At 73.7% G+C, this 24,061-nt stretch carries 24 protein-coding genes; 6 read left to right on the top strand and 18 right to left on the bottom strand.

What is annotated here, in order from left to right; genetic code table 11:
* Positions 1-25: 25 nt before the first annotated feature.
* Positions 26-193 carry a thiomuracin/GE37468 family thiazolyl RiPP peptide gene (locus AB0I67_RS29605; RefSeq protein ID WP_357929841.1) on the bottom strand — a complete coding sequence of 56 codons (168 nt, stop codon included), beginning with the start codon at positions 191-193 and terminating at the stop codon, positions 26-28.
* A 482-nt stretch (positions 194-675) separates the two neighbouring features.
* Between AB0I67_RS29605 and AB0I67_RS29600 the strand changes: the two genes are divergently transcribed.
* The 3 genes from AB0I67_RS29600 to AB0I67_RS29590 are packed head-to-tail and all read left to right on the top strand — an operon-like array spanning position 676 to position 4,398.
* Complete coding sequence (locus AB0I67_RS29600; RefSeq protein ID WP_357929838.1) at positions 676-1,686, top strand: AfsR/SARP family transcriptional regulator; 1,011 nt, start codon at positions 676-678, stop codon at positions 1,684-1,686.
* On the top strand, positions 1,683-2,633 hold the full coding sequence (locus AB0I67_RS29595; protein ID WP_357929836.1) for a hypothetical protein: 951 nt from the start codon (positions 1,683-1,685) through the stop codon (positions 2,631-2,633). The genes AB0I67_RS29600 and AB0I67_RS29595 overlap by 4 nt, the downstream gene beginning before the upstream one ends.
* 19 nt (positions 2,634-2,652) lie before the next feature.
* Positions 2,653-4,398: a biotin carboxylase N-terminal domain-containing protein gene (locus AB0I67_RS29590; protein ID WP_357929935.1), complete on the top strand. Its 1,746-nt coding sequence runs from the start codon at positions 2,653-2,655 to the stop codon at positions 4,396-4,398.
* Between the two features lie 27 nt (positions 4,399-4,425).
* On the opposite strand, the gene AB0I67_RS29585 is transcribed toward AB0I67_RS29590, so the two are convergent.
* Positions 4,426-5,562 (bottom strand): ROK family transcriptional regulator, encoded by a 1,137-nt coding sequence (locus AB0I67_RS29585; protein WP_357929833.1) that lies wholly within the window; start codon positions 5,560-5,562, stop codon positions 4,426-4,428.
* A 335-nt stretch (positions 5,563-5,897) separates the two neighbouring features.
* Here AB0I67_RS29585 and AB0I67_RS29580 point away from each other — a divergent pair, with 335 nt between their 5' ends.
* The gene (locus AB0I67_RS29580) at positions 5,898-8,060 is read left to right on the top strand and encodes a phospholipase D-like domain-containing protein (RefSeq protein WP_357929830.1); all 2,163 of its coding nucleotides are present in this window, start codon (positions 5,898-5,900) and stop codon (positions 8,058-8,060) included.
* Here AB0I67_RS29580 and AB0I67_RS29575 read toward each other — a convergent pair.
* The 8 genes from AB0I67_RS29575 to AB0I67_RS29540 are packed head-to-tail and all read right to left on the bottom strand — an operon-like array spanning position 8,054 to position 15,170.
* Positions 8,054-9,196, bottom strand: coding sequence for a 4-hydroxybenzoate 3-monooxygenase (locus AB0I67_RS29575; protein ID WP_357929828.1), 1,143 nt, complete (start codon positions 9,194-9,196; stop codon positions 8,054-8,056). The two genes, AB0I67_RS29580 and AB0I67_RS29575, sit on opposite strands and share 7 nt — an antisense overlap.
* Positions 9,193-10,272: a 4-carboxymuconolactone decarboxylase gene (pcaC, locus tag AB0I67_RS29570; RefSeq protein ID WP_357929825.1), complete on the bottom strand. Its 1,080-nt coding sequence runs from the start codon at positions 10,270-10,272 to the stop codon at positions 9,193-9,195. The genes AB0I67_RS29575 and pcaC overlap by 4 nt, the downstream gene beginning before the upstream one ends.
* A complete protein-coding gene (locus tag AB0I67_RS29565; protein ID WP_357929822.1) occupies positions 10,269-11,369 on the bottom strand; it encodes a lyase family protein in 1,101 nt (366 codons plus the stop codon). The genes pcaC and AB0I67_RS29565 overlap by 4 nt, the downstream gene beginning before the upstream one ends.
* On the bottom strand, positions 11,356-11,877 hold the full coding sequence (locus tag AB0I67_RS29560) for a protocatechuate 3,4-dioxygenase subunit alpha (protein WP_357929819.1): 522 nt from the start codon (positions 11,875-11,877) through the stop codon (positions 11,356-11,358). The genes AB0I67_RS29565 and AB0I67_RS29560 overlap by 14 nt, the downstream gene beginning before the upstream one ends.
* Positions 11,877-12,608: a protocatechuate 3,4-dioxygenase subunit beta gene (pcaH, locus tag AB0I67_RS29555; RefSeq protein ID WP_357929817.1), complete on the bottom strand. Its 732-nt coding sequence runs from the start codon at positions 12,606-12,608 to the stop codon at positions 11,877-11,879. The genes AB0I67_RS29560 and pcaH overlap by 1 nt, the downstream gene beginning before the upstream one ends.
* Positions 12,609-12,658: 50 nt before the next feature.
* Positions 12,659-13,804 carry a thiolase family protein gene (locus AB0I67_RS29550; RefSeq protein WP_357929814.1) on the bottom strand — a complete coding sequence of 382 codons (1,146 nt, stop codon included), beginning with the start codon at positions 13,802-13,804 and terminating at the stop codon, positions 12,659-12,661.
* Positions 13,801-14,427, bottom strand: a complete 627-nt coding sequence (locus tag AB0I67_RS29545; RefSeq protein WP_357929811.1) for a CoA transferase subunit B — start codon at positions 14,425-14,427, stop codon at positions 13,801-13,803. Before AB0I67_RS29545 ends, AB0I67_RS29550 begins: the two co-directional genes overlap by 4 nt.
* Entirely contained in the window at positions 14,424-15,170 is a 747-nt protein-coding gene (locus AB0I67_RS29540; protein WP_357929809.1) for a CoA transferase subunit A, read from the bottom strand. The genes AB0I67_RS29545 and AB0I67_RS29540 overlap by 4 nt, the downstream gene beginning before the upstream one ends.
* Positions 15,171-15,271: 101 nt before the next feature.
* Between AB0I67_RS29540 and AB0I67_RS29535 the strand changes: the two genes are divergently transcribed.
* The gene (locus tag AB0I67_RS29535; RefSeq protein WP_357929808.1) at positions 15,272-16,726 is read left to right on the top strand and encodes an IclR family transcriptional regulator C-terminal domain-containing protein; all 1,455 of its coding nucleotides are present in this window, start codon (positions 15,272-15,274) and stop codon (positions 16,724-16,726) included.
* On the opposite strand, the gene AB0I67_RS29530 is transcribed toward AB0I67_RS29535, so the two are convergent.
* The 5 genes from AB0I67_RS29530 to AB0I67_RS29510 all read right to left on the bottom strand — a co-directional run bounded on the left by AB0I67_RS29530 (position 16,723) and on the right by AB0I67_RS29510 (position 20,603).
* On the bottom strand, positions 16,723-17,214 hold the full coding sequence (locus AB0I67_RS29530; RefSeq protein WP_357929805.1) for a carboxymuconolactone decarboxylase family protein: 492 nt from the start codon (positions 17,212-17,214) through the stop codon (positions 16,723-16,725). The two genes, AB0I67_RS29535 and AB0I67_RS29530, sit on opposite strands and share 4 nt — an antisense overlap.
* A complete protein-coding gene (locus tag AB0I67_RS29525) occupies positions 17,211-18,290 on the bottom strand; it encodes a dihydrodipicolinate reductase (protein ID WP_357929803.1) in 1,080 nt (359 codons plus the stop codon). The genes AB0I67_RS29530 and AB0I67_RS29525 overlap by 4 nt, the downstream gene beginning before the upstream one ends.
* Before the next feature lie 72 nt (positions 18,291-18,362).
* Complete coding sequence (locus tag AB0I67_RS29520; protein ID WP_357929800.1) at positions 18,363-19,097, bottom strand: Sir2 family NAD-dependent protein deacetylase; 735 nt, start codon at positions 19,095-19,097, stop codon at positions 18,363-18,365.
* 108 nt (positions 19,098-19,205) lie between these two features.
* Complete coding sequence (locus AB0I67_RS29515; RefSeq protein ID WP_357929797.1) at positions 19,206-19,616, bottom strand: MmcQ/YjbR family DNA-binding protein; 411 nt, start codon at positions 19,614-19,616, stop codon at positions 19,206-19,208.
* Between the two features lie 63 nt (positions 19,617-19,679).
* Positions 19,680-20,603: a lytic transglycosylase domain-containing protein gene (locus AB0I67_RS29510; protein ID WP_357929795.1), complete on the bottom strand. Its 924-nt coding sequence runs from the start codon at positions 20,601-20,603 to the stop codon at positions 19,680-19,682.
* Positions 20,604-20,856: 253 nt separating this feature from the next.
* On the opposite strand from AB0I67_RS29510, the gene AB0I67_RS29505 reads away from it, so the two are divergent.
* Positions 20,857-21,690: an enoyl-CoA hydratase-related protein gene (locus AB0I67_RS29505; RefSeq protein ID WP_357929792.1), complete on the top strand. Its 834-nt coding sequence runs from the start codon at positions 20,857-20,859 to the stop codon at positions 21,688-21,690.
* A gap of 151 nt (positions 21,691-21,841) precedes the next feature.
* On the opposite strand, the gene AB0I67_RS29500 is transcribed toward AB0I67_RS29505, so the two are convergent.
* The 3 genes from AB0I67_RS29500 to AB0I67_RS29490 form a co-directional block, all read right to left on the bottom strand.
* Positions 21,842-22,591, bottom strand: coding sequence for an SDR family oxidoreductase (locus AB0I67_RS29500; protein WP_357929789.1), 750 nt, complete (start codon positions 22,589-22,591; stop codon positions 21,842-21,844).
* 692 nt (positions 22,592-23,283) lie between these two features.
* Positions 23,284-23,682: a hypothetical protein gene (locus tag AB0I67_RS29495; protein WP_357929787.1), complete on the bottom strand. Its 399-nt coding sequence runs from the start codon at positions 23,680-23,682 to the stop codon at positions 23,284-23,286.
* A 190-nt stretch (positions 23,683-23,872) separates the two neighbouring features.
* On the bottom strand, positions 23,873-24,061 hold the full coding sequence (locus AB0I67_RS29490) for a hypothetical protein (protein WP_357929785.1): 189 nt from the start codon (positions 24,059-24,061) through the stop codon (positions 23,873-23,875).

Genomic DNA, 24,061 nt, shown 5'->3' with positions numbered 1-24,061 from the left:
GGGCGGGCGGCACGGTCGGTGCTGGTCAGGCCACGCAGGAGCAGCAGCCGATGCTGCACGGCCCTGAGGCGGCGTTCTCCGGCATGCCGTGGCCGGCGGTGAGGGACTCGACCGTGAGGCCGGTGTCGGCCAGGTCGAAGACATCGAGTGGGAGGGCGGACAGGTCGTAGTCAAGCTTCTTGGAGACGCTCATTGTTGGCTTTCCCTTCGCATTGACGGGCTGGGACCTGCGCGCACCCGGCGTTTTCCCATTTGCGCCGTGCGTGCTTAACCGAAAACGCCACCGTGCGTGAGTAGGTCTAACGTTAGCATCGCCATCAAGCATCTGGAAGTGGGTGTAGCGAGCAAGCTTCCGCACGTAGACGCCTCAATCCCAGGCGGCGCACAGGTGAACACGGAACGAATTCTTCTCGCTACGGACAGCGCCGAAGAATGGTCCGTCGAACGAAGCTTGGCATTCTCGCCGTCCATCATCCCAGGTGGCGGCGTTTTCGCTGGAGAGGCGCTGGAGTCCCGGTGTATGTCACGAATATCAGACGTGCAATTCGCCGCTTCGGAAATTAGTGTTCCCGGATGTGGGCCCGGAAAGCTGGAATTGCACGGGGCCGGGCCCGGCGAGAAATATGAAACTCATTCGGGGAGTGGCAGGTGATACGATTCCGCATTCTCGGTCCGGTGGAGATTTTCGACGACGAGCACCGGCGCCGGGTCGTTCCGCCGGGCCGGAAGCAGCGAGCCCTGCTCGCCACCTTGGTGATCAAAGCCGGCCAGGTGTTGTCCTCCGATCGCCTCATCGCCGAGCTGTGGGGCGCCAACCCGCCGGTCACGGCGGTCAACTCGCTGCAGGCCACCGTCGCGCGGCTGCGCCGCCTGATGGACGGCCTGCGCCCGGGCCCGGGCGACTGGGCGATCCTGACCCAGGAGTCGGGCTACGTGATGCGCCACGGCCCGGTGAAGACGGACGCCGACCGGTTCCTGGAGCTGTCCGACCAAGGCAGGGCGATGGTCGCCGCCGATCCGGGGCGCGCCGCCACGCTGCTGCGGCAGGGGCTCGACCTGTGGCGCGGCCTGCCGCTGGAGGACGCCATCTGCGGCGACGTCTGCGCCACCTTCGCGGTCCAGCTCGAGGAGCGGCGGCTGTCGGCCCTCGAAGCCCTGCACGACGCCAACCTGCGCCTGGGCCGCCACCATGAGATCATCGCCGCGCTGGAGGGCCTGATCGGCGAGCACCCCTTCCGCGAGCGGTTCCACGACCTGCTGATGGTCGCGCTCTACCGGTGCGGACGGCAGGCCGAGGCGTTGTCGATCTACGAGCGGCTGCGGGCCCGGCTGGGCGGCGAGCTGGGCCTGGAGCCGAGCCCGGCGCTGCAACGCCGGGTGGTGGACGTGCTGACCCGGGCGATCGACCTGGACGGCACCTGGCCCCGCCGTACAGAGCCCCGCCATACAGACCAGCGCGGAACAGACCAGCGCGGAACAGAGCACCGGCGAGAAGAGCACCGCCGAGAGGAACACCCCTACAGGGACCACGGGGGCGACGAGAGCGCGATCATCTCCGGTCTCTTCTGCGAGGTCGGCCACTTAAGGCACCGCCTGGAGGCGCTGACCAAGGAGCACAACGCCCTGCTCGACCGGGTCGCCGGCCTGTTCCCGGCCTTCGCCGCCCCCGAGAGGGCGGGCGAATGAGGGGCCTGCGGTACAAGTGGATCGACCGGGAGCTCGACCGCCTCGACCCGGCCACGCAGTACCACGAGATGGTCCGCCTGATCGCCCTCTACCGGCTCAACGAGTTCCTGCTCAACGTCGGCTACGTGGTCAACTTCATGGACGTGACCATGCCCAGGCACGGTGGCGAGGCGCTCATCTTCGGCGGCAAGGTCGTGCACCGCCCGCAGCGCCGCTTCGAGGACAGCGCCTACTTCCTGTGGACGTGGTACCTGCACCCGCCCGGCAGCGAGCCGGTCAAGCGCTCGATGGACCTGCTCAACCGGATCCACGAGGCGGTGGCCAAGGGCGTGCCGGGCGCGTTCGCGCACAACGAGGACTACGTCCAGGGCATGTGCCTGCTGGCCGTCCTGCCCCACCGCCTCCAGCAACTCGTCGGCCTGCCCGGCTACTCCGAGCGGCTGAAGACCGCCTACCACCGCTGGGCCCGAGCGCTCTGCGAGCACGTCACCTCCGAAGGGGGAGTTCCCGTGCAGGGTTTTCCCGCCGGCTTCGACGAGATGGTCGACTTCGCCGACGAGTACGACGCCCGGCACTGGCCGCGCACCGGCAAGGGCCACGAGGCGAGCGAGGCGTTCGTCCGCCAGTTCGCCGAGCGCTGGTTCCCGCGCCCGTTGCGCGGGCTGGGCCGTACCTTCATCCTCACCGTGATCCCGCCGAACATGCGGCGCGTGCAGCAGCTCGAAGACCCGCACCCGCTCGGCGAGCTGCTGGTCAAGCTGGGGCTGCGGGCGGTGTTCACGCTGCAGCGCCTGCTGCCCGATCCGCTCGTGCCGCTGCACCGGCGCCGGCCGGGCCGGCTCGACAGCCCCACCCTGCGCGTGCTGAAGCGGGAGGGCCGGCTGCCCGACCGGCCGCCGAGGCGGTCCGCGCGCCGGGCCGACGCCGTGGCGGTGGGCGATGCGTGAGCGCGCCGCGGGCCGGGCCCTGCGCAAGGTGCTCATCGCCAACCGCGGCGAGATCGCCATACGGGTCGCGCGCGCCTGCCGGGACGCCGGGCTCACCAGCGTCGCCGTCTACGCCGAGTCCGACCGGGACGCGCCGCACCTGCGCCTCGCCGACGAGGCCTTCCGCCTGGACGGGCAGAGCCTCGGTGAGACCTACCTCGACGTGGCCAAGCTGCTGCGGGTCGCGCGCGACTCCGGCGCGGACGCGGTGCACCCCGGCTACGGCTTCCTGTCGGAGAACGCCGACTTCGCCCAGGCCGTCCTGGACGCCGGGCTGGTCTGGATCGGCCCGCCGCCGGAGGCCATCCGGCGGCTCGGCGACAAGGTGTCGGCCCGGCTGATCGCCGAGGCTGCCGGCGCGCCGCTCGCGCCCGGCACCACCGACGCGGTCGGCGGCGCCGCCGAGGTCACCGCCTTCGCCCGCCGGCACGGCCTGCCGGTCGCGATCAAGGCGGTGTACGGCGGAGGCGGCCGCGGCCTGAAGGTCGCCCGCACCCTGGAGGAGATCCCCGACCTGTTCGACAGCGCGGTGCGCGAGGCGGTCGCCGCCTTCGGCCGCGGCGAGTGCTTCGTCGAGCGCTACCTCGACCGGCCGAGGCACGTGGAGACGCAGTGCCTGGCCGACCGCTTCGGCAACGTCGTCGTGGTCTCCACCCGCGACTGCTCGCTCCAGCGCCGCCACCAGAAGCTCGTCGAGGAGGCCCCCGCGCCCTTCCTGACCGCCGAGCAGGACCGGCGGTTGCGCGAGGCCTCCCGGCGGATCCTGCGCGAGGTGGGCTACGTGGGCGCGGGGACCTGCGAGTTCCTGCTGGCCGAGGACGGCACGCCGGCCTTCCTGGAGGTCAACACCAGGCTCCAGGTGGAGCACCCGGTGACCGAGGAGGTCACCGGGATCGACCTGGTCAGGGAGATGTTCCGGATCGCCGAGGGCGAGGAGCTCGGCTACGGCGACCCCGAGCCGCGCGGCCACTCGATCGAGTTCCGGATCAACGCCGAGGACCCTGGCCGCGGCTTCCTGCCGGGACCGGGCGTGGTGACGCGCTGGCGGGTCCCCGGCGGTCCCGGCGTGCGGATCGACTCGGGCGTGGAGGAGGGCTCGGTCGTCTCGCCGGCCTGGGACTCCATGCTCGCCAAGCTGATCGTCACCGGGTCCACCCGGCGGCAGGCGCTGGAGCGGGCCCGCCGGGCGCTGGCCGAGTTCGAGGTCGCGGGGCTGCCCACCACGCTGCCCTTCCACGCGGCGGTGGTCGCCGACCCGGACTTCGCCGGGGAGGCGTTCCGGGTGCACACGCGCTGGATCGAGAGCGAGTTCGGCGGCCGGCTGCCCGCCTACGACGGCGGTTCCGGCGAGCCGTACCCGGCGGAGGAGCGCGCCGTCTACGTCATCGAGGTGGACGGCAGGCGCGTCGAGGTGAGCATGCCCGTCCAGGTCGGGGCGCAGGTCGTCGCGGCTACGGGCGCCGGGCGGCGGGCCGGGCGCCGCTCCGCCACGCGCGGCCCCGGCGCTTCGACCGGCGACGCCCTGGTCTCCCCGATGCAGGGCACCCTGGTCAAGGTGGCGGTCCAGGACGGCCAGACGGTGGCCGCGGGCGACCTGGTGGTGGTGCTGGAGGCCATGAAGATGGAGCAGCCGATCACCGCGCACAAGCCCGGAATGGTCCGGGGCCTGGCCGCCGTCGTGGGGGAGAGCGTCGCCACCGGCACCCGCATCTGCGACATCGCCTGACCGCCGCCAGCCCGACTATCCGGTGGACTACACCGTTACCGGCCCCGTCTCCGGGTTGAACAACACCGTGTTGAGGTGCTCGACCGCGTGGCACACCGCCCCGACCGCCACGCACTCGTCGCCCAGCGTGGAGGCCAGCACCGCCGGGATGCGCAGGCACATCGCCTCCAGCTCGGCCCGCAGCGGCGGGAGCAGCACGTCGGCCGAGCGGGAGAAACCGCCGCCGAGCACGACCAGGTCGGGATCGACGGTGAGCGACATCGCCGCCGCGGCCAGGCCGATCACCTTGGCGTACCGGATGACCGCGGCCTGCGCGGCGGGCTCGCCGCGGCGGGCGGCCTCGAAGACGGCGCCGTCGTCGGCGGCCGAGCCGGGGCCGGGGGAGCGCAGCACCTCGCTGGCTCCGCCGAGGCGGAACAGCGGGTGCACGCCGATCTCGCCCGCCGCGCCCCCGCCGCCGCGCAGCGGGACGCCGTCGAGCACGATGGCCGCGCCGCCGCGCCGGCCGAGGTGCAGGAAGACCATGTTGCGCACGCCGCGGGCCGCGCCGCGCCGGCACTCGGCCAGGGCGGCCAGCCGGCTGTCGTTCTCCACCAGCACCGGGCAGGGCAGCAGGTCGCCCAGGTGGGCGGCGAGCGGCACGCCCGACCAGTCCTCGATCGCCCGCGACAGCACCACGTTGCCGTCGAGGTCGATGTAGCCGGTGCTGCCCGCGACGGCGGCCCAGACCTGCTCGGGCGCGGTGCCCGAGGCGGCCAGGCAGGCGCTGGCGGCCCGGTCGACCGCGGCCAGCCGCTCCTGGCGGCTCATCGCCGGGGTCACCTCCTCGCGGGCCAGGTGCACGACGTTGCCGTCGAGGTCGGCCAGCGCGGCCAGGACCTTGTGCGCCCCTATGTCGAGGCCGAGCACCCGGCCCCGGTCGGCGCGGAAGCGGTAGCGGCGGGCCGGCCGCCCCTTCGCGCCCCCGGCGGGCTCCATCTCGGCCACCCAGCCCTGCTCGGTGAGCTCGCGCACGACCTCCTTGACCGTCGCCCGGGCCAGCTCGGCCCGTTCGGCCACCTGGGTGAGGGGCAGCGGGCCGCCCTCGCGCAGCGCGGCGATCACGGCCAGGGCGTTGAGGCGGCGCAGGTGCTGGAGGTCGCCCCCGGTCACGGCGGGCGTCACATGGTCCCCCTCTTGACGAAGATTAATGATGGGCTCCACTATAAATGGGCGGTACGGGTTCGGCGCAACGGGACAACGGCTGAGGGCGGGAACGTGACGGGCAGCCGCCCGGCGCGAGCCGTACCGGGCCGCCGGGAAGGCGAGGCCCCGCAAGCGCACCGGGCCCGGCCCCGCGCGGACGCGCCGCGGAACGGGCCCCGACCCCGGCCGAGACGTCGGCCTGAGCCCGCGGCACCCGGAGACGGACGATGTTGAAGATCATTATGGCCTTACTCCTGGCCTCCTCCGCCCCCCAGTTGGAGGCCCATTTCTCCTACCCGAGTATCACCGGAACCGTGGACAGCTCGCTGGAGACCCGCACACTCGACCTCATCGACCAGGCCGCGCCCGGCGCCACCCTGCGCATGGCGACCTACCGCCTGGACAGCACGCAGATCAAGGAGGCGCTGATCGAGGCCGCCACCCAGCGGTCCGTCGACGTGCGCGTGGTCGCCGAGAACTCCGGCCACAGCCCGCAGCTCGACCAGCTCTCCGCCGCGCTCGGCCCCGGCCGGGTCGTGTTGTGCGACCTGGGCTGCAACAGTCCCACGAACGCCGACATCATGCACCACAAGTTCATGGTCGTCAGCGAACTGGCCGACGGCCGCACCGACGTGGTCGCCCAGAGCTCCCAGAACCTCGACGGCGACTACGGCAAGCACCAGAACCTGCTGATCAGCTACGGCGACGCCGGGCTGGCCGCGGGCTACCGGGCGGTCTTCGACAAGCTCGCCTCCCAGCAGGACCACACCTGGACCACGCCGTTCACCTCCACCTCGGGCAAGGTCACCGTCTGGATGACCCCGCGCTCGGCCGCCAGCGACCCGATCCTCGACGCGGTCAACGCGGTCGCCTGCCCCGGCAGCATCCGCATCGCCCACTCCCAGTTCAGCACCGAGCGCCTGGACCTCATCAACGCCCTCGGCGCCAAGCGCGGCGCAGGCTGCACGGTGCAGGTGATCGTCCCGGAGGGCAACCAGACGGTCGCCGTCGCCGTGAAGCTGGCCGAGAAGGGCATCGTCACCTTCAGCTACCGGCCGGGCGGCTGCCACTACCCGCTCGCCGGCACCTGCGGCCACGCCAACCTGCACTCCAAGATCATGCTCACCGAGAGCGCGACCGGCGAGCGCCTGGTCTACACCGGCTCGCACAACCTCATCGGCGGCTCGCTGACCTGGTCCGACGACTCCATCGTGCGGGTGAACGACGCGGCGGTCTGGGCCGCCTACGACGCCGACTACCGCGCGATGCACAACGAGCTCATCCAGCTCGTCCCCGCCGCCTACCCCGCCGCCGCGCTGCAGATGGCCGCCAACGGCCCGCAGGACCAGCGCGCACCCCGGGCCGCCGCCGTGCGCGACGGCTACACCGCGGTGACCTGGGAGAGCGGGAACGAGGTCTACGCGCGGATCTACCGCGACGGCGCGCCGGTCACCGGGCCGGTCAAGGTCTCCATGGGCGGCGTCGGCTGCGCGAGCGGCTTCGACCACCGCCAGCCCGCCGTCGGCGTCGACTCCGCCGGCACCGCCTACCTCGCCTGGTCGGAGGACGGCGACTGCCGCGGCGAGCACAACATCGCTGTCCGCACCCTGTCGGCCACCGGCACGCTCGGCGCCACGATCTGGGCCAACGCCCCCGAATGGGGCGGCGACCAGACCCGGCCCAGGATCGCGGTGACCGGCGCCGGCGCCTTCACCGTCGTCTGGGAGGACGGCGCCACCGGCACCGTCCGCGCCGCCCGCTACGCCTCGCCCGCCTCCCGGACCTTCGGCCCGGTCGCGGTCGGCACCGGCACCCGGCCCGACGTCGCCGTCGACCACGCCGGCGCGGCCACCGTCGCCTGGCAGGAGACCCAGCACGTGTACGGCAAGCGGCTGTCGCCCACCGGCGCGACGCTCGCCGGCCGTACCCGGCTCAGCGTCAACGCCGCCGCCCAGCACCTGGCCCCCGCGGTGGCGGTGACCGGAGCCGGCGACAGCGTCGTCGCCTGGAGCGACAACCTCGACGGCGTCTGGCGGGTTCGGGTGCGCGGCTTCACCCCGGCCCTGGCCCAGCGCTTCGCCGAGCGGCCGGTGGCGGTCGGCGTCAACGGCAAGGGAGCGGACGCCGACCCCACCTACGAGTACCCGCCGCTGTGCGACGGGGCGGTCTGCGCGGTGCAGGGCAGCCCGTCCATCGCGGTGGACGACTCGGGCCGGTTCGTCACCGGCTGGACCGAGACCGACATCTGGAACTCCGGCCGCGGCCAGGAGGTCTACGCCCGCGGCTTCAACGCCGACGGCAGCACCGCCGGGCGCTTCCCGGCCATCCGGATGAACCCCAACACGGCCGGCCACCAGTTCGGCACCGCCGTGGCCGCCGGGACGCCGGGGTTCACCTACTTCTACACCGAGGACTTCGACGTCAACGGCTACGCCGACATCGTGGCCCGCACCGGCTTCACCAACACCGCCTACTGAAAGGGCAGGCCCACGTAGTTCTCCGCCAGCGAGGTCATCGCCGCGTCCGACGCGGCGGTGTACCTAAGCTGGGCGAGTTGCAGCCGGTGCTCGAACGGGTCCTGGCCGTGGTCGCGGTGGAACATCGCGGTCATCCAGGCCGAGAAGTGCTCGGCCCGCCACACCCGGCGCAGCGCGGCCTCGGAGTAGCCCGCCAGCAGCCGCTCGTCGCCGCTGATGATCGCCCTGGCCAGCAGGGTGACGTCGGCGACGGCCAGGTTGAGCCCCTTGGCCCCGGTGGGTGGCACGATGTGCGCGGCGTCCCCGGCCAGGAACAGCCGGCCCGAGCGCATCGGCTCGGCCACGAAGCTGCGCATCGGGGTGATCGATCTGTCGGTGATCGGCCCGCGCTCCAGCCGCCAGTCGCCGTCCACCGCGAAGCGGGTGTCGAGCTCGTCCCAGATCCGCTCGTCCGGCCAGTTGCCGAGGTGGTCGTCCGGATCGACCTGGAGGTAGAGGCGGCTGACCGACGGCGAGCGCATGCTGTGCAGCGCGAAGCCGTGCTCGTGGTGGGCGTAGATGAGCTCCTCGCACGAGGGCGGGACGCTGGCCAGGATGCCGAGCCAGGCGAACGGGTAGTCGCGCTGGTAGGTGGTGACCGAGGGCATCGAGGCGCGGCCGATGCCGTGGAAGCCGTCGCAGGCCACGATCAGCTCGCAGGCCAGCTCGTGCTCGGCGCCCCGGTGCCGGTAGCGGATCACCCCTGAGTCCGGGTCGGCCGCCAGCGCCTCCGCCTCGAACAGCAGCGGCCCGGCGCGGAGCGCGACCAGGTCCTTGACCACCTCGGTCTGCGCGTAGACCATGACGGTCCGGCCGCCGGTCAGGCCGGGGAAGTCCACCCGGTGCGAGCGCCGGTCGAAGCGCAGCTCGATGCCCTCGTGCACCAGCCCCTCGCGGTCCATGCGCGCGCCCGCGCCGCACTCGCGCAGCACGTCCACGGTGTTCTGCTCCAGGATCCCGGCCCGCTGGCGGTGCTCGACGTACGCGCGCGTGCGGCTCTCCAGCACCACGTTGGCGATCCCGGCCCGGTCCAGCAGGTGGCCGAGCAGCAGCCCCGCCGGGCCGCCGCCGATGATCCCGACCCGGGTGCGGTTCACTCGTCCTCCAGTACTCGTTGCGCGACGGCGAAGGCGGCGTTGGCCGCCGGGACGCCGCAGTAGATCGCGGTCTGCAGCAGCACCTCGCCGATCTCGTCGGCGCTCAGCCCGTTGCGGCGGGCGGCCCGCACGTGCAGGGCCAGCTCCTCCAGGTGGCCTCGGGCGACGAGCGCGGTGAGCGTGACGCAACTGCGGGTGCGCCGGTCGAGGCCCGGGCGGGTCCAGATCTCGCCCCAGGCGTAGCGGGTGATCAGGTCCTGGAAGTCGCGGGTGAAGGGCGTGGTGCGGGCCAGCGCCCGGTCCACGTGCTCGTCGCCGAGCACCTCGCGCCGCACCGCCGTCCCCGACGCGGCCGGCAGGTGCGCCAGCAGCGCCGCGGTAACCTGCGCGGGCCGGTCCACGGTCGCCTGGTGCCCGGCCCCGGCCAGCTCGACCAGGGTCGCGCCGGGGATGCCGTCGGCCAGCAGCCGGGCCTGCGCGGGCGGCGTCGCCGGGTCGTCGCGCCCGGCGAGCACCAGGGTCGGCACGCCGATCTCGCCGAGCCGGTCACGCACGTCGAAGCCGGCCAGCGCCTCGCAGCAGGCGGCATAGGCCTGCTGGTCGGCCGCGGCCAGATCGGCCAGCAGGGCCTCCCGTACGGCGTCGCCGGGCTGCGGCGGCACCGCGAACCACCGCTGCCTGGCCAGATCCGCCAGCGGCCCGGTGCCCTGGGCGCGGACCAGCCGGGCCCGCTCGTGCCAGCCGTCCGGCTCGCCGAAGCGGGCGGCCGAGCAGACCAGCGCCAGCGAGCGCAGCCGGGACGGGTGGGTGAGGGCCAGGGTCGCGCCGATCGCGCCGCCGATGGAGACGCCCGCGTAGTGGAAGGCGGCGAAGCCGAGCTCGTCGGCGAGCTTCACGACCGCCGCGGCGAGCTCCTCCATCGAGGAGAGCGCGGGCAGCTCGAAGCGCACCACCCGGAAGCGCGTGGCCAGCGCCGCGAGCTGCGGTTCCCACAGCCGGGCGGTGGTGCCCAGCGACGGGCCGAGCACGAGCGGCTCGCCGTGCGGGGGGCCGTCGATCACGAACTCGAGGCTCACTGTCGTTCCTCCAGGGCTCGCGTCACCAGGGCGGCGGCCGAGCCGGTGTCGCCCTCGACGGTCAGGTTGGCGCGCATGCGCCCGGGATGCACCCGCAGGCCGGCGACGAGCTCGGCGGCGTCGCGGGCGGCGCCGGCCACCAGGCGCAGGGCCTCGCGCAGGGGCTGCCACTCGGCGTGCCAGGCCCCGGCGGGGCGTTCGTCCTCGGCGGCCAGCGAGCCGTACAGCACGGAAGCCAGCGCGGGCACCTGCCGCGCGGCGGCGGCGATCAGGGCGGACCTGACCGGGTTGTGCTTGTGCGGCATCGACGACGACCCGCCGCCGACGCCCTCCGACAGCTCGCCGATCTCGGTCCGCGACAGCACCAGCACGTCGAGGGCGAGCTTGCCGAGCGCGCCCGAGGCGAAGGCCAGCGCCCCGGCCAGGTCGGCGATCGGGGTGCGCAGGACGTGCCAGGGCAGCGGCGGCTCGGCGAGGCCGAGCTCGCGGGCGAAGGCGGCGGTCAGGGCCGGATCGAGCGTGCCCGCCGGACCGCCGAGCTGCGCGGGCGGTGCCAGCGCGGCCAGCCGGGCCCGCGCGTCCAGCACCAGCCTGCGCCAGCCGGCGGCCTTGAGCCCGAAGGTGGTCGGCACGGCCTGCTGGGTCAGCGTGCGCGCGGCCATCGGCGTGTCACGATGCTCCCGCGCCAGCGCGGTCAGCGCCCGCGCGACGGCGTCCAGGTCGGCCAGGATCGGCCGCAGGATGTCCCGGGTGACCAGCATCAACGCGGTGTCCAGGATGTCCTGGCTGGTCGCGCCGGGGTGCACCCAGCGGGCGTGCTCGCCCGCCGCCGCGCGCAGCAGCTCGACGAGCGGGATCACCGGGTTGCCGCCCGCGCGGGCCCGGGCGGCCAGCTCGGCCGGGCGTACGGCCAGCTCGCGCGCCGCGGCGGCCACGGCCTCGGCCGCCTCCGCCGGAGCGCCGCTCACCCGGGTCAGGGCGACCTCCGCCGCCAGCATGGCGCGCAGCACGGCCTCGTCGCCGCTCTCGCGCACCGCCCCGCGCGCCGGCGCGAGCAGGCCCACGTCCGCCCAGCTACCGGCGTCATCCGAAGTCAAGGAAGACCGTCTCCTTCGCCCCCTGCAGCCGCAGGTCCCAGCGCCACACCCCGTCCCGCTCCGGTACGGCCAGCAGCGTCTCACCCCGCTCCAGCGCCGCCACGAACGGATCGGGCCGCAGGTAGATCCGCGTGTACAGGTGATGCAGCAGGCCGCGCGCGAACAGGCAGACACTGATGTACCCCGTGGCGGGCACCTCGGTGCGCACCATCCAGTGCCCGTCGGCGTCGGTGGCGACGCGGCCGAAGCCGGTGAAGTCCGCGCCGTGCCGCCCGACGATCGCCCCGGTGACCGGGTCGCGGCGCAGGCTGCCGGGCGCGCCGCGCAGCGATCCGGCCGCGTCGGCCTGCCAGAACTCCAGCAACGCGTCGGGAATGGGCTCCCCGGCGCCGTCGAGGACGAGCCCGTGCACGGTGATCCCGCCGCTGGCGAGGTCGCCGCCGCCCGGGAAGGGCAGCGCGTAGCCGTAGAAGGGGCCGACGGTCTGGGAGGGGGTGGGCGGCAGCATCAGGACTCCGTCCAGGTGGCGGCGGGGCCGTCGAGCACGATGTCCCAGCGGTAGCCGAGCGACCACTCCGGCACCGACAGCTCGTGGTCGTAGGCGGCGACCAGCCGCTGGCGGGCGCGCTCGTCGGTGACCGAGCGCAGGACCGGGTCGAAGGCGAACAGCGGGTCGCCGGGGAAGTACATCTGCGTCACCAGCCGCTGCGCGAAGGCGGTGCCGAAGACGGAGAAGTGGATGTGCGCCGGACGCCAGGCGTTGCGGTGGTTGCGCCAGGGGTAGGCGCCGGGCTTGATCGTGGTGAACTTGTAGGAGCCGTCCTCGCTGGTCAGGCAGCGGCCGACGCCGGAGAAGTTCGGGTCGTGCGGGGCGGGGTGGTCGTCGCGCTGGTGCGGGTAGCGGCCGGAGGCGTTGGCCTGCCACACCTCGACGAGCTGGCCGCGCACCGGGCGGCCCTGCCGGTCGGTGACGCGCCCTTCGACGGTGATGCGCTCGCCGAGCGGTTCGCCGTGGTGCTGGCGGGTCAGGTCGGCGTCGAGCGCGGTGACGTCGGTGACGCCGAAGACCGGGCCGTGCAGTTCGGCCGCGTCGGGGTCCTTGACGGCGACCAGGGGCTGCTTGGGGTGGCGCAGCAGGCTGCTGCGGTAGGGGGCGTAGTCGCGCGGCGGATGGCCGTCGGCGGTGCCGCCGCCCCGCCACTCGGCGATCTCACGATCGATGTCGGCTTGCGTCAGCATGGGGGAGTCACCTTTCGAGCACATCCCGGCGCGAGCGAGGCCCGCGCGGGTCACCTTTCGAGGACGATGGCCAGGCCTTGGCCGACGCCGATGCAGAGGGAGGCCAGGCCGGTGCCGCTGCCGGCGCGGGCCAGGCGGTGGGCGAGCGTGCCGGTGATGCGCGCCCCGGACATGCCCAGCGGATGCCCCAGCGCGATCGCCCCGCCGTCCGGGTTGACCAGGTCCGGGGCGAGCTCGGGCAGCTCGGCCAGGCAGCCGAGCACCTGCGCGGCGAACGCCTCGTTCAGCTCGGCGGTGGTCACGTCGCCGAACCCTCGCCCGGCCCGGGCCAGCGCCCGCCGGCTGGCCTCGACCGGCCCCAGCCCGAACAATGCCGGTTCGAGCGCACTCACCCCGGAAGCGGCGATACGCGCCAGCGGCTCCCGCCCGTTCAACCCCGCCTCGTCGGTCAGCAACAGGGCCGCGGCCCCGTCGTTGAGCGGGGAGGAGTTGCCCGCCGTCACCGTCCCACCGGCACGAAAAGCGGGCTTCAGCCTGGCCAGCGCCGCCATCGAGCTGTCCGGCCGGATGCCCTCGTCCGCCGAGACCTCGCCCACCGGCACGATCTCCCGCGAGAAGTCGGCCTTGGCCGCCTTGGCATGGCTGGCCAGCGCGTAGGCGTCCTGCGCCTCGCGGCTGACCCCGTACCGGTCGGCGATCAGCTCCGCCCCCTCGCCCAGCGGCACCGTGTGCTCGGCGGGCATGCGCGGGTTGACCAGCCGCCAGCCCAGCGTCGTCGAGACCAGCTCCGCCCCGCCCGCCGGGTACCCGCGTTCCGGCTTGGGCAGCACCCACGGCGCCCGGCTCATCGACTCGACCCCGCCGGCGATGACCGCCGAGGCGTCGCCGAGCGCGATGGCGCGGTAGGCCTGGATCACCGCCTCCATGCCGGAGCCGCACAGCCGGTTGACCGTGGCGCCGGGCGTGCTCACCGGCAGCCCGGCCAGCAGCGCGGCCATCCTGGCCACGTTGCGGTTCTCCTCGCCCGCGCCGTTGGCGTTGCCGAACAGCACCTCGTCCACGTGCTCGCGGCCGGTGCGGTCCACCAGCGCCCGCACGACGTGCGCGGCCAGGTCGTCGGGGCGGGCCGTGGCGAGGGCTCCGCCGTACCGTCCGATGGGGGTGCGGACGGCGTCGGCGATGTAGACGGTCTTCATGAGATCTCCGCTCCCGTACGGCTGCGCAGCTCGTCCACCCGCACGCCGGGCGCGGTCTCGACGAGCGCGAAGCCCTGGCCGGTGACGTCCAGGACGCCCAGGTCGGTGATGACGCGGTGCACGCAGGCGCGGCCGGTCAGCGGCAGCGAGCACTCGGCCACCAGCTTCGGACTGCCGTCCTTGGCCGTGTGCTCCATGATCACCAGAACGCGCCGGGCGCCGTGCACCAGGTCCATCGCTCCGCCCATGCCCTTCACCAGCCGTCCCGGAACCATCCAGTTGGCCAGGTCGCCGCGGGCCGAGACCTGCATGGCGCCGAGCACCGCGACGTCGATGTGCCCGCCGCGGATCATGCCGAACGACAGCGCCGAGTCGAAGAAGGCCGCGCCGGGCAGGACGGTGACCGTCTCCTTGCCCGCATTCACCAGGTCCGGGTCCACCTCGGCCTCGGTGGGGTAGGGGCCCACGCCCAGCACGCCGTTCTCCGAGTGCAGCGTCACCGAGACGTCCGGCGGCAGCAGCGACGGGATGCGGGTGGGCAGCCCGATGCCGAGGTTGACGTAGTCGCCGTCGCGCAGCTCGGCCGCCGCGCGGGCGACCATCTCGTCCCTGGACCAGCTCATGGGCGCACCGTCCGCTTCTCGATGCCCTTGGCCGCGGCCTGCTCCGGCGTCAGCGGCAGCACGCGCTGCACGAAGACGCCCGGCACGTGCACCTCGTCCGGGTCGAGCTCGGTCAGCTCCTCGACCTCGGCGATCGTGATCCGCCCGGCCATCGCGGCCAGCGGGTTGAAGTTGCGGGCCGCCTTGCGGAAGGCCAGGTTCCCGTGCCGGTCGCCGCGCGCCGCCCGCACCAGCGCGAAGTCGGTGGTGATCGCGTGCTCCAGCACGTACGGCAGGCCGCCGAACTCGCGCACCTCCTTGGGAGGCGAGGCCAGCGCGACCGACCCGTCCGGGTGGTGGCGCAGCGGCAGCCCGCCCTCGGCGACCGGCGTGCCGACCCCGGCGGGGGTGTAGAAGGCGGGGATGCCGCACCCGCCGGCGCGCAGCCGCTCGGCGAGGCTGCCCTGCGGGGTGAGCTCGACCTCGATCTCCCCGGCGAGGTACTGCCGGGCGAACTCCTTGTTCTCCCCGATGTAGGAGGCCGTCACCCGGGCGATCCGCCCGGCGCTCAGCAGCAGGCCCAGGCCGCCGCCGTCGGTGCCGCAGTTGTTGGAGACCACGCCGATGCCGCGCACGCCGCTGTGGAACAGGGCCTCGATCAGCACGGTCGGGACGCCGCTGAGGCCGAAGCCGCCGACCGCGAAGGAGGCGCCGTCGCTTACGCCGGCGAGCGCCTCCGCGGCGGTGCCGACCACCTTGTCCATAGCCGCTCCAAGCGTTCGCATAGTGAACTAAAGTTCACTATTGTGCTGAGCTGAGTATGGTGACCCGGGCGCCGGGCTGTCAAAGGATCGGAGGCCGGGGAGTGGAGCCGCACGGGGCGTTGGAGCGGGGGCTGTCGGTCCTGCGCGCCCTGGCCGCCGCGCCCGGCTGCCGGCTGCGCGCCACGGATCTGGTGCAGGCGACCGGCCTGGCCCGCGCCACCGTCGACCGCGTGCTCGCCACCCTCGTGCACCTCGGCCACCTGCGCGCCGAGGGCAAGGACGTGCTGCTCGCCCCGCGCCTGCTGGAGCTGGGCGCCGCCTACCTCGCCGCGGGCGGCCTGCCCGCCCTCGACCGCCCGGCCGCCGAGCTGGCCGAGCGCCTGGACGAGTCGGTCTCCCTGGCCGTCCTGGACGGCGACTCGGTGCGCTTCGTCGCCCGGCACACCCGCCGCCGCGCGATGGCGGTCTCCCTGCGCGTCGGCGACCTCCTGCCCGCCGATCGCTGCGCCGCCGGGCTGGTCCTGCTCGACCCGGCGCTGCGCTGGGCCGTGGACGACCAGCTCGTCGAGCCCGGCCTCATCGCCGTCGCCGCGCCCGTCCGCGCTCCCGGCGGGGACGTGGTCTACGCGCTCAGCGTGACCAGCCACACCAGCCGGCACACCGCCGCCGAGCTGCGCGAGCACGCCCTGCCGTACCTCACCGGCACGGTCGCCGCCATGGAAACCGCCCTGGCTAGTCCCGCCCCTGGTGCCGACCGGCCGGTCGCCACCGCCGACCGTTCCCGCGAGCCCAAGGGCGAGCTCGGCGCCTCCTACCTGCAGTCCCTGGCCCGCGGCCTCGGCGTGCTCACCGCGCTGGGGGGTGCGCCGGGCGGCCTCACCCTGGCCGAGGCGGCCGTGGCCACCGGCCTGCCCCGGGCGACGGTACGGCGGGCCGTCCAGACCCTCGCCGCGCTGGGCTACGTGCGCGGCCAGCACCGCTTCGCCCCCGCGCCGCGGGTGCTGGAGCTCGGCTACGCCCACCTGTCCGGCCAGACCCTGGCCCAGCTCGTCCAGCCGCACCTGGCCGCGCTCGCCGCCCGCGTGGGCGAGTCGGCCTCGGTCGCCGTGCTCTCCGGCGACGACGTGCTCTACGTCGCCCGCGTCCCGACCACCAGCATCATGAGCGTGGACATCACCGTGGGCACCCGCTTCCCGGCCCACGCCACCTCCATGGGCCGCGTCCTGCTGGCCGCCGAGCCGCCGGAGCGCCTGGCCGCGCTCACTCTCACCCCGCTGACCCGCCGTACCCTCACCGACCCCGGAGCCTTCGCGGCAGCCGTACGGCAGGCGGAAGCAACCGGCTACGCCGTCGTCGACCAGGAGCTGGAGGAAGGCGTGCGCTCCATCGCGGTCCCGCTGCACTCGGGCGACGGCCGGGTCGTGGCCGCGGTCAACGTCGCCACGCACGCCAGCCGCGCCCCGCTCGCCCACCTGACCGGCACGATCCTGCCCGAACTGCGCGAGGCGGCCCGGCGCATGGAGGCCGACCTCGCCCACCTGCCCCCGGCGCGCTAGCCGGAGCCGGGATGCGAGGGCAGCACGCAGACCGCGTCGATGCCCAGCACCCGGTTGAGCCGGCCGAAGGCCAGCCACGACCCCAGGCACATGGTCAGCTCGACGATCTCCGCCTGGCTGTAGCTCGCCGCCAGCCGGGTCCAGAAGTCCTCGTCCAGGCCGTGGTGGTCGAGGACGTAGCGCTCGGCGTACTCGGCGGCCAGCCGGGTGCGCTCGTCGAAGGCCGGCGTGGTGCGCCACTGCTCGACCGCCCGGTCGAAGCCGTCCTCGACCTTCTCGCCGTCGCGCTCGGTCCGCCAGTCGAGGCAGAACAGGCACCCGTTGAGCTGCGCCACCCGCAGCCGGGCCGCCTCGAACTCGCGCAGCCCGAGCTTGCTGTGCGCGTAGACGGCCAGGGAGAAACCGGACGCGGCGCGGCCGATCTCCGGGACCAGCTCGCCCCAGACGTACGCGATCGGGTCCTTGCCCTCCGGGATGTCCACCCTCATCCGAGCCTCCGCCCCAGCTTGCCGGTGGCCGGTCGCATCGGCACGTCGAGCGCGTCGTACACGCCGGGCGGCGCGGCGGCCAGCCAGTCGATCGCGCCCACCAGCCGGCCCACCGCGGTCGCGTTGCCGCCCGCGGCGTGGTTGCCGTGCTCGTCGGCGGCCTGGACGGTGACCTCGATGCGCGGGCAGCCCTCCACGATCACCCGGTGCGCGCCGTCACCGCCCGGCGGCTGCGGCCAGTCGGGGGCGCAGCTCGCGTGGATGCGGGTCACGTGCTCGACCACGATCCGGGACCCGCCCTCGACGACGCCGCGCAGCTCGAACCGGATGGCGCCCTGGGTGCCGGCCTCGAACTCGCCCATCTGCTTGGTGCTCACCGTGGACTCCAGCGCCCGGCGTTCGACGTGCTCGGTGATCGCCTCCAGCTCCACGCCCAGCGCCCGGGCGATCAGCCTGACCTGGCCGCCCCAGACCATCGTGGGCACGGTCGCGGCCAGCATGGGCGGCTCGTAGTCCATCGGCTGGCCCATGCCGACCAGGTAGCGGACCGAGTCGGGCTGGTCGTAACTCGCGTAGTCGAAGATCTCCTGGCAGCGGATCGCCTCGACCTCCGTGCCGAGGCCGCTGATCAGCGCGGGGAGCACGTCGTTGGCCCAGCCGGGGTCCACGCCCGAGACGAACAGCGCGCCGCCGCCCTCCTCGGCTGCCTGCCGTACGGCGTGCAGCAGGTCAGGCGGGGCGCTCGGCGGGTCGTAGAGGGGGTAGAGCGACGGCGTCACCACGATCGCGCCGGCCCGGAGCGCGCGCAGCACGTCGGCCAGGGCCTCGTCCGGGCGCAGGTCGCCGGAGGCGGCGTACACCACGGCGAGCCGCTCCCCGCTCAGCGCGGCCTCGATGTCGGTGGTGGCCGGGACGCCCAGGCGCAGGCCGAGTCCGGCGAGGTCGCCGGCGTCGCGGCCGGCCTTGGCGGGGTCGTGCACGAGCACTCCGGCCAGCCGCAGCGCGGGGTGGGCGGCCACGGCCCGGATGGCCAGCCGGCCCATGTTGCCGGTGCCCCAGACGAGCGTCGGGATCATGCCTGGAGCCTAACAAGCGCTTGGTCGCTTGCCTAGAAGCTCTCCTCGGTTGCCTGGCCCTTCGGGGAGCCTTCACCGCTCGGGGGTGGCGCCCAGCAGCCGCTCCACCAGAGCCGGTACGGCGGTGCCGATCGGCTCGCGGATGACCTCCGCGGCGGCGTGGTCGTACGGCGTCGGCTCGGCGTTGACGATGACGAGCCGCGCCCCGGCCGCCGCGGCCAGCCCCGCCAGGGAGGCGGCGGGCTGCACCTCCAGCGAGGTGCCGATGGCGACGAAGACCTCGCAACGCTTGGCGCTGCGGATCGCCTCGGCCAGGACGTCCGGGTCGAGCGACTCGCCGAACATGACCGTGGTCGTCTTGAGGATGCCGCCGCAGGCCGTACAGGAGGGGTCGTCCTCGCCGGCGTCGATCCGGTCGAGCACCTCGCGCAGCGTGCCGCGGTACGGGCAGCTCAGGCAGGCCACGCCCCACATGTTCCCGTGCAGTTCCAGCAGCAGCTCCGCGCCGGTGCCCGCGGCCCGGTGGAGGCCGTCGACGTTCTGCGTGATCAGCCGGTCGAGGCGGCCGGCGCGTTCGAGCTCGACCAGGGCGCGGTGGGCCGGGTTGGGGGCGGCGTCCCAGGCCGGGCTGTCGCGCCGGAACTCCCAGGACCGGCGACGGACCGCGGGGTCGGCGACGTAGAAGTCGATGGTGACGAGCTTCTGGTAGTCGGGGTCCGCGCGCCACAGCCCGGCCGGGCCGCGATAGTCGGGAATGCCGGACTCGGTGGAGATGCCGGCCCCGGTCAACACCACGACATCGGTCATGATCACGAGCCTACACCCGGAAGATCAACTCACCGTGGATCGGCGGCCCGGCAGACCCACCCAGCCTTGGGGATCCGGCCACCCAGGGCGATCCGCTCATCCGGGGACTCAGCCGCTCTCTCCCTCGGGAGCGCGCACGCGGGCGTCGTAGGCCGCCACCGCGCGCTTACCCGCCGTCAACCGCCAGGCCTGTTCCAGCAGGGAGCCGAGCTCGGCCCAGTCGGGCTCGGCGGCCATCAGATCGGCTCCCACCCAATGCCGCACATAAGCAGGCCGGAAGTAACGCACCGGATCAGCGGCCAGCAACGTCTCCAGCTCACCCGGCGGCGCCTTCACACACAAGGCCAGCCGCCCATCCCCGTGATGGTCGACCAGCAGCCAGGCCAGCCGCTTGCGCCCCAGCAGGAACGAGACGTGCCCGAAGGACTCCTCCGACCCCACCCCCGGCAACCCCGCCACCAGCTCGGTGACCCGCTCCCGCACCCGCTCGACGTCGTCGCCGCCCCACGTGCCAGCCATGACCCCACCCTAGAAGGAGCCACCGACAAAAGAGGGGGGCGGCATGGGCAAGACCCGTCGGCCTCAGCGCGGGCCGGTCAGCCGGACGTCCTCCTTGGCTGTCCCCCGCCCCGACAGCACGAAGATCTGCCAGTTGTAGTAGGCGTAGAAACTGCGCGGATCCCGCTTGATCTGCTCGGCATGCGCCAGCACGGCGTCCACGTAACGCGTGTCGTGGTTGTAGGCGAACACCGCCCGCCGGTAGTCCTTGGGCGCCCCGCTGGCCTTGAGGTAGTTGGCCGCGGCGGCGATCGCGTCCCGTGCGTCGTGCACGTCCCCGCCCATGCCGTACGCCCGCCAGGTCCCCGGCATGAACTGCATCGGCCCCTGCGCCCCGGTGGAGCTGGAGGAGGTGATCCGGCCGAACCGGGTCTCCACCAGCATGATCGCCGCCAGCACCTCCCACTCCACACCGAAACGGCGCTCGGCCCGCAGCATGTACCCGCGCAGCCGCCCGGCCGGCAGGGGCGTGGCCAGCCGGATCTTCTTCCGCTGCGCCGCGGTGATCGGCCGCGCCATGGCCAGCAGCTTGCCGACCGCGGTGGTGTTCGCCCGGGCCTCGACGGCCATGTCCCGGGGCAGCCGGCGCACCACCGACGCCGTCAGGGCGCTGTCGCGCGCGAGCGTCCGGTAGATGCGCTGGTGGTGCAGCGCCAGCAGCACCACGTGCTGCGGCGGGCGTGCCTTGCCGCTGTCCACCCACCCGTCGATGCCCGCGTAGAGCTCGGTGGTGGTCTTCTTCAGCGCCGCGGCCAGCTTGGCCGGTCCGGTGGGGATCGCGACGTCGGGCGCCGGTGCGTCGACGGCCGCGGGCGGCTCCTCCAGGGTGATGGTCGGCGCCGGCGACACGTTCGGCACGATCTGCCCCGCAGCCGGCTCCGTGCCGCCGGCGCAGCCGGTCAGCGCGGCGATCAGAGGCAGGAGGGGGAGGAGCCGGACCGCGTTCATGACCACCTACCGTAGCGCGCGCAGCCACCGGTGGGGCGATATGCCCACTTTCCCACCACCCCTCGCCCCGTCCCCATGGCCCGGTCCCCCCGCCCCCATCACCCGCCTCCTCCGGGCCGGCGATCACAAACCTTCCGCCACCGCTGCAGGGGCAGGCGACCACCTACCTGCCCCTGCACCCCTTGGAGGCGCGACCGTCAACCATGCCCCCACCCCCTTGGATCGGCCCCATCAACCGAATAAGGTTCGGTTCATGGAGGAGATCGAGTACGGCGTGGCCGACCGGATCGCCACGATCACCCTGAGCCGGGAGAGCAGGCTCAACGCCTTCACCCACCGCATGCGCGACGAGCTGATCGAAGCCTTCGACCGGGCCGACGCCGACGACGAGGTCAGGGCGGTCGTCGTGACCGGCCGCGGCCGGGCGTTCTGCGCCGGCGCCGACCTGGCAGGCGGCGGCGGCACCTTCGCCGGCCCGCCGGGCGAGCCGCCCCGCGACGGCGGCGGCCAGGTCGCCCTGCGCATCGCCGCCTCGCTCAAGCCCGTCATCGGCGCGATCAACGGCCCCGCGGTCGGCGTCGGCGTCACGATGACCCTGCCCATGGACGTACGGCTGGCCGCGCGGAGCGCCCGGTTCGGCTTCGTCTTCGCCCGGCGCGGCATCGTCGCCGAGGCCGCGTCGAGCTGGTTCCTGCCCCGCCTGGTCGGCATCTCCCAGGCCATGGAGTGGGCCGCCACCGGCAGGGTGTTCGACGCGGACGAGGCGCTGCGCGGCCGCCTGGTCTCCCGTGTGCTCCCCGACGACGAACTCCTCCCGGCCGCCTACGCCCTGGCCCGCGAGATCGCCGACCACACCTCCGGCGTCTCCGTCGCGGTGATCAGGCGGCTGATGTGGGCAGGCCTGTCCTGGGAATCCCCTTGGGACGCCCACCGCGCCGACTCCGCGCTCATCCACGCCATGGGCCGTTCCCCTGACGCCGCCGAGGGCGTCACCGCCTTCCTCGACAAGCGCGCCGCCGACTTCCCGATGAGCGTCTCCAAGGACCTGCCCCCCTCCGTGCCGGACTGGCCGGGAACCCACCCCTGAGGAGCGTCCTGGCCATCACCCGCGCCCCCAGCGCGAGGAGTTACGCGCGTTCATCCGCGAGACCCTGATCCCCGCCGCCGAGGGGAACTGTCACGCGAGGCGCAAGCCCGGATCGCCGAAACGCCGGCACGGGTTCGATCGGCCAGGGTGATCAGCCGCCCAGCGCGCGGCCTCCGTCGACCACGATGCGCTGGCCGGTGATGAATCCGGACTCCTCGGAGACCAGGAAGGCGACGGCGTGGGCGACGTCGTCAGGAGCTCCCATCCGTCCGGCGGGCACCGTGGCTAGGTATGCCTGCCGTACCTCCTCGGGCACGTCGGCGTGCCGCTCGACCGGGACGAAGCCGGGGGCGACGGCGTTGACGGTGACCCGGGCGGGGGCCAGTTCGCGGGCCCAGGCCCGCATGAGCCCGATCTGGGCGCTCTTCGCGGCGGCGTAGGCGGACCTGCCGGGCGGCGGCCGGTCGGCCACCTCGGAGTCGATCATGACGATCCTGCCGTGGCGGCGCTCCGCCATGCCCGGCAGGACGGCCCGGCCGAGCAGCACCGGGCTCTTGACGAAGAAGTCGAGCTGCGCCAGGTGGTCCTGCCAGGCCACCTCGGCCACCGGCGCCTCGGGCTGCGGGCCGGTGGCGTTCAGCACGAGGACGTCCACCGGCCCCAGGGACGCGGCGACCGCATCCACCAGGCCGGCGACCTGCCGCGCGTCGGTGACGTCGGCGGCGAAACCGGCCGCGGTCCCGCCGTCGTCGGCGATCGCGTGGGCGACCTCGTCCACCTGCCCGTCGCCGCGCAGCCCGTTGACGGCCACGGCCAGGCCGTCGCGGGCGAGCCTGCGGGCGATGGCGGCGCCAAGTCCCCGCGAGCTGCCCGTCACCAGGGCGACGCGCCGTCTTTCCACGACCATCCTCCGATGTCCCATGACTCGGCCGCCCAGGAACGAACTAGATTCTTGACGAAATTAACGACGGCTGTCTAACGATCATCCCCCGCCGGCCGCCTCCGTCGCGAGCGCGGCGACCAGTTCCACCCTGCCTTCGCCCGGTTGCAGCGCACTCCACCCTGCACGGCCATGCACCGGTATCGCAGCAGTCGGCCAGCAGATTCACGCACGCCCGCACCGGCTGCTTGTACTCGGCGGTCGGCTCCTGGCACGCGGCATCCGCCGTGCGCAGCGACCACTTGCGCTGCTGGCCCTGACGCAACGCCACCCGGCGCAGGCCCGGCACCTGGAAGCGAGGGCTCAGCCCCGAGCCGCTGCGCAGTCTTTGTCGAGAGTGCGGCCAAGGCGCCGGAGGCGGTCCGCTCCCCATCGAACGGGCCCGCCCGGAGTATCGGGCGGCGCAGGAAGCTGCCCGCGCCGAGCGCCCGAACGACACCACCTGGCACCGCCAGATGCGGGCCCTGCTGCGAATCGCCTCCACCTACTGCGTCGACCCGGCCGCGCTCAAGGAGCTCGCCGGACAGATCATGGAAGGCAGCCCTGGCCTGCCCACCGAGCAGGCCGACATCCGGGCCGTGGCTACAGTCATCCGCAGCGCCAGGAACGCGCCCCCCCGCCGGCTAACACCGCCCTCACCTTCGCGGCGGCCGTCATGCGGGCGGGGCTGTCGCGCCGAGGTCAAGCCGCGGACTGGGCGCCGCCACACCGGCCTGAGCCTCCGGACAACTGTTCGTGAACGCCACGGCGCGGTCGTCTACGTACGCCGTGGCTGGCGGCTTGCGGCTGGTGACGAGCAGCCGGCCGCGCTCGGTCCAGAAGGTGATCTGGTCTGTGCGCTCGCAGACTTCGCACTCCCACGGCGGCCTCGGAGGCAGGTCGAGCTCGGGTCCGTCGCCGCACCCGCCGCAGACCTTGCACGAGTCGTCGACGGCCATGAGCCGGCTGAGCGCCTCCAGCGCGCCGGTGGTGGGCGGGTCGTAGATCGTTCCGTCCGCCCACCCTCGGGAGCAGCGGCGGATGGGCGCGTCAAAGTCGACGCTGATGGTCATGCAGCCACGTTGCAGGACGGCGAACCCTTCAAAAGCTCATCGAGCTTCCTGTAGTGCCGTTCGAGGGTGCCCCGAGTCTCCGTTCACAGACAGACCCTGGACACCCTCGCCCCCGATCCTGCGGCTAGATCCACGAATCACTCATCCAGCCGCTTGGGAGACGGCTGCCTAAGGGGCCGCTGGGGTCAGGTCAGGGCCAGCCCATGCCGCCGCTGCCGGGATCGTTCTCGTTGCCCTCCCAGCCGTCGTCGCACCACTCGTAGCCGTACGGGCAGCGGTCGTTGTCCACCGCCGAGGCGGGGGCGGAGGTGATGAGGCTCCCGACACCGACGGCGAGGAACGCCGCCACGGCTGCCAGGGCCTTGCGCGTGTTGCTCAT

It is taken from the genome of Nonomuraea sp. NPDC050310 (genome assembly GCF_040655795.1).
Classification (GTDB): domain Bacteria; phylum Actinomycetota; class Actinomycetes; order Streptosporangiales; family Streptosporangiaceae; genus Nonomuraea.
The sequence above is the reverse complement of the archived record's forward strand: the minus strand, read 5'-3'. Positions and strand labels throughout refer to the sequence as shown.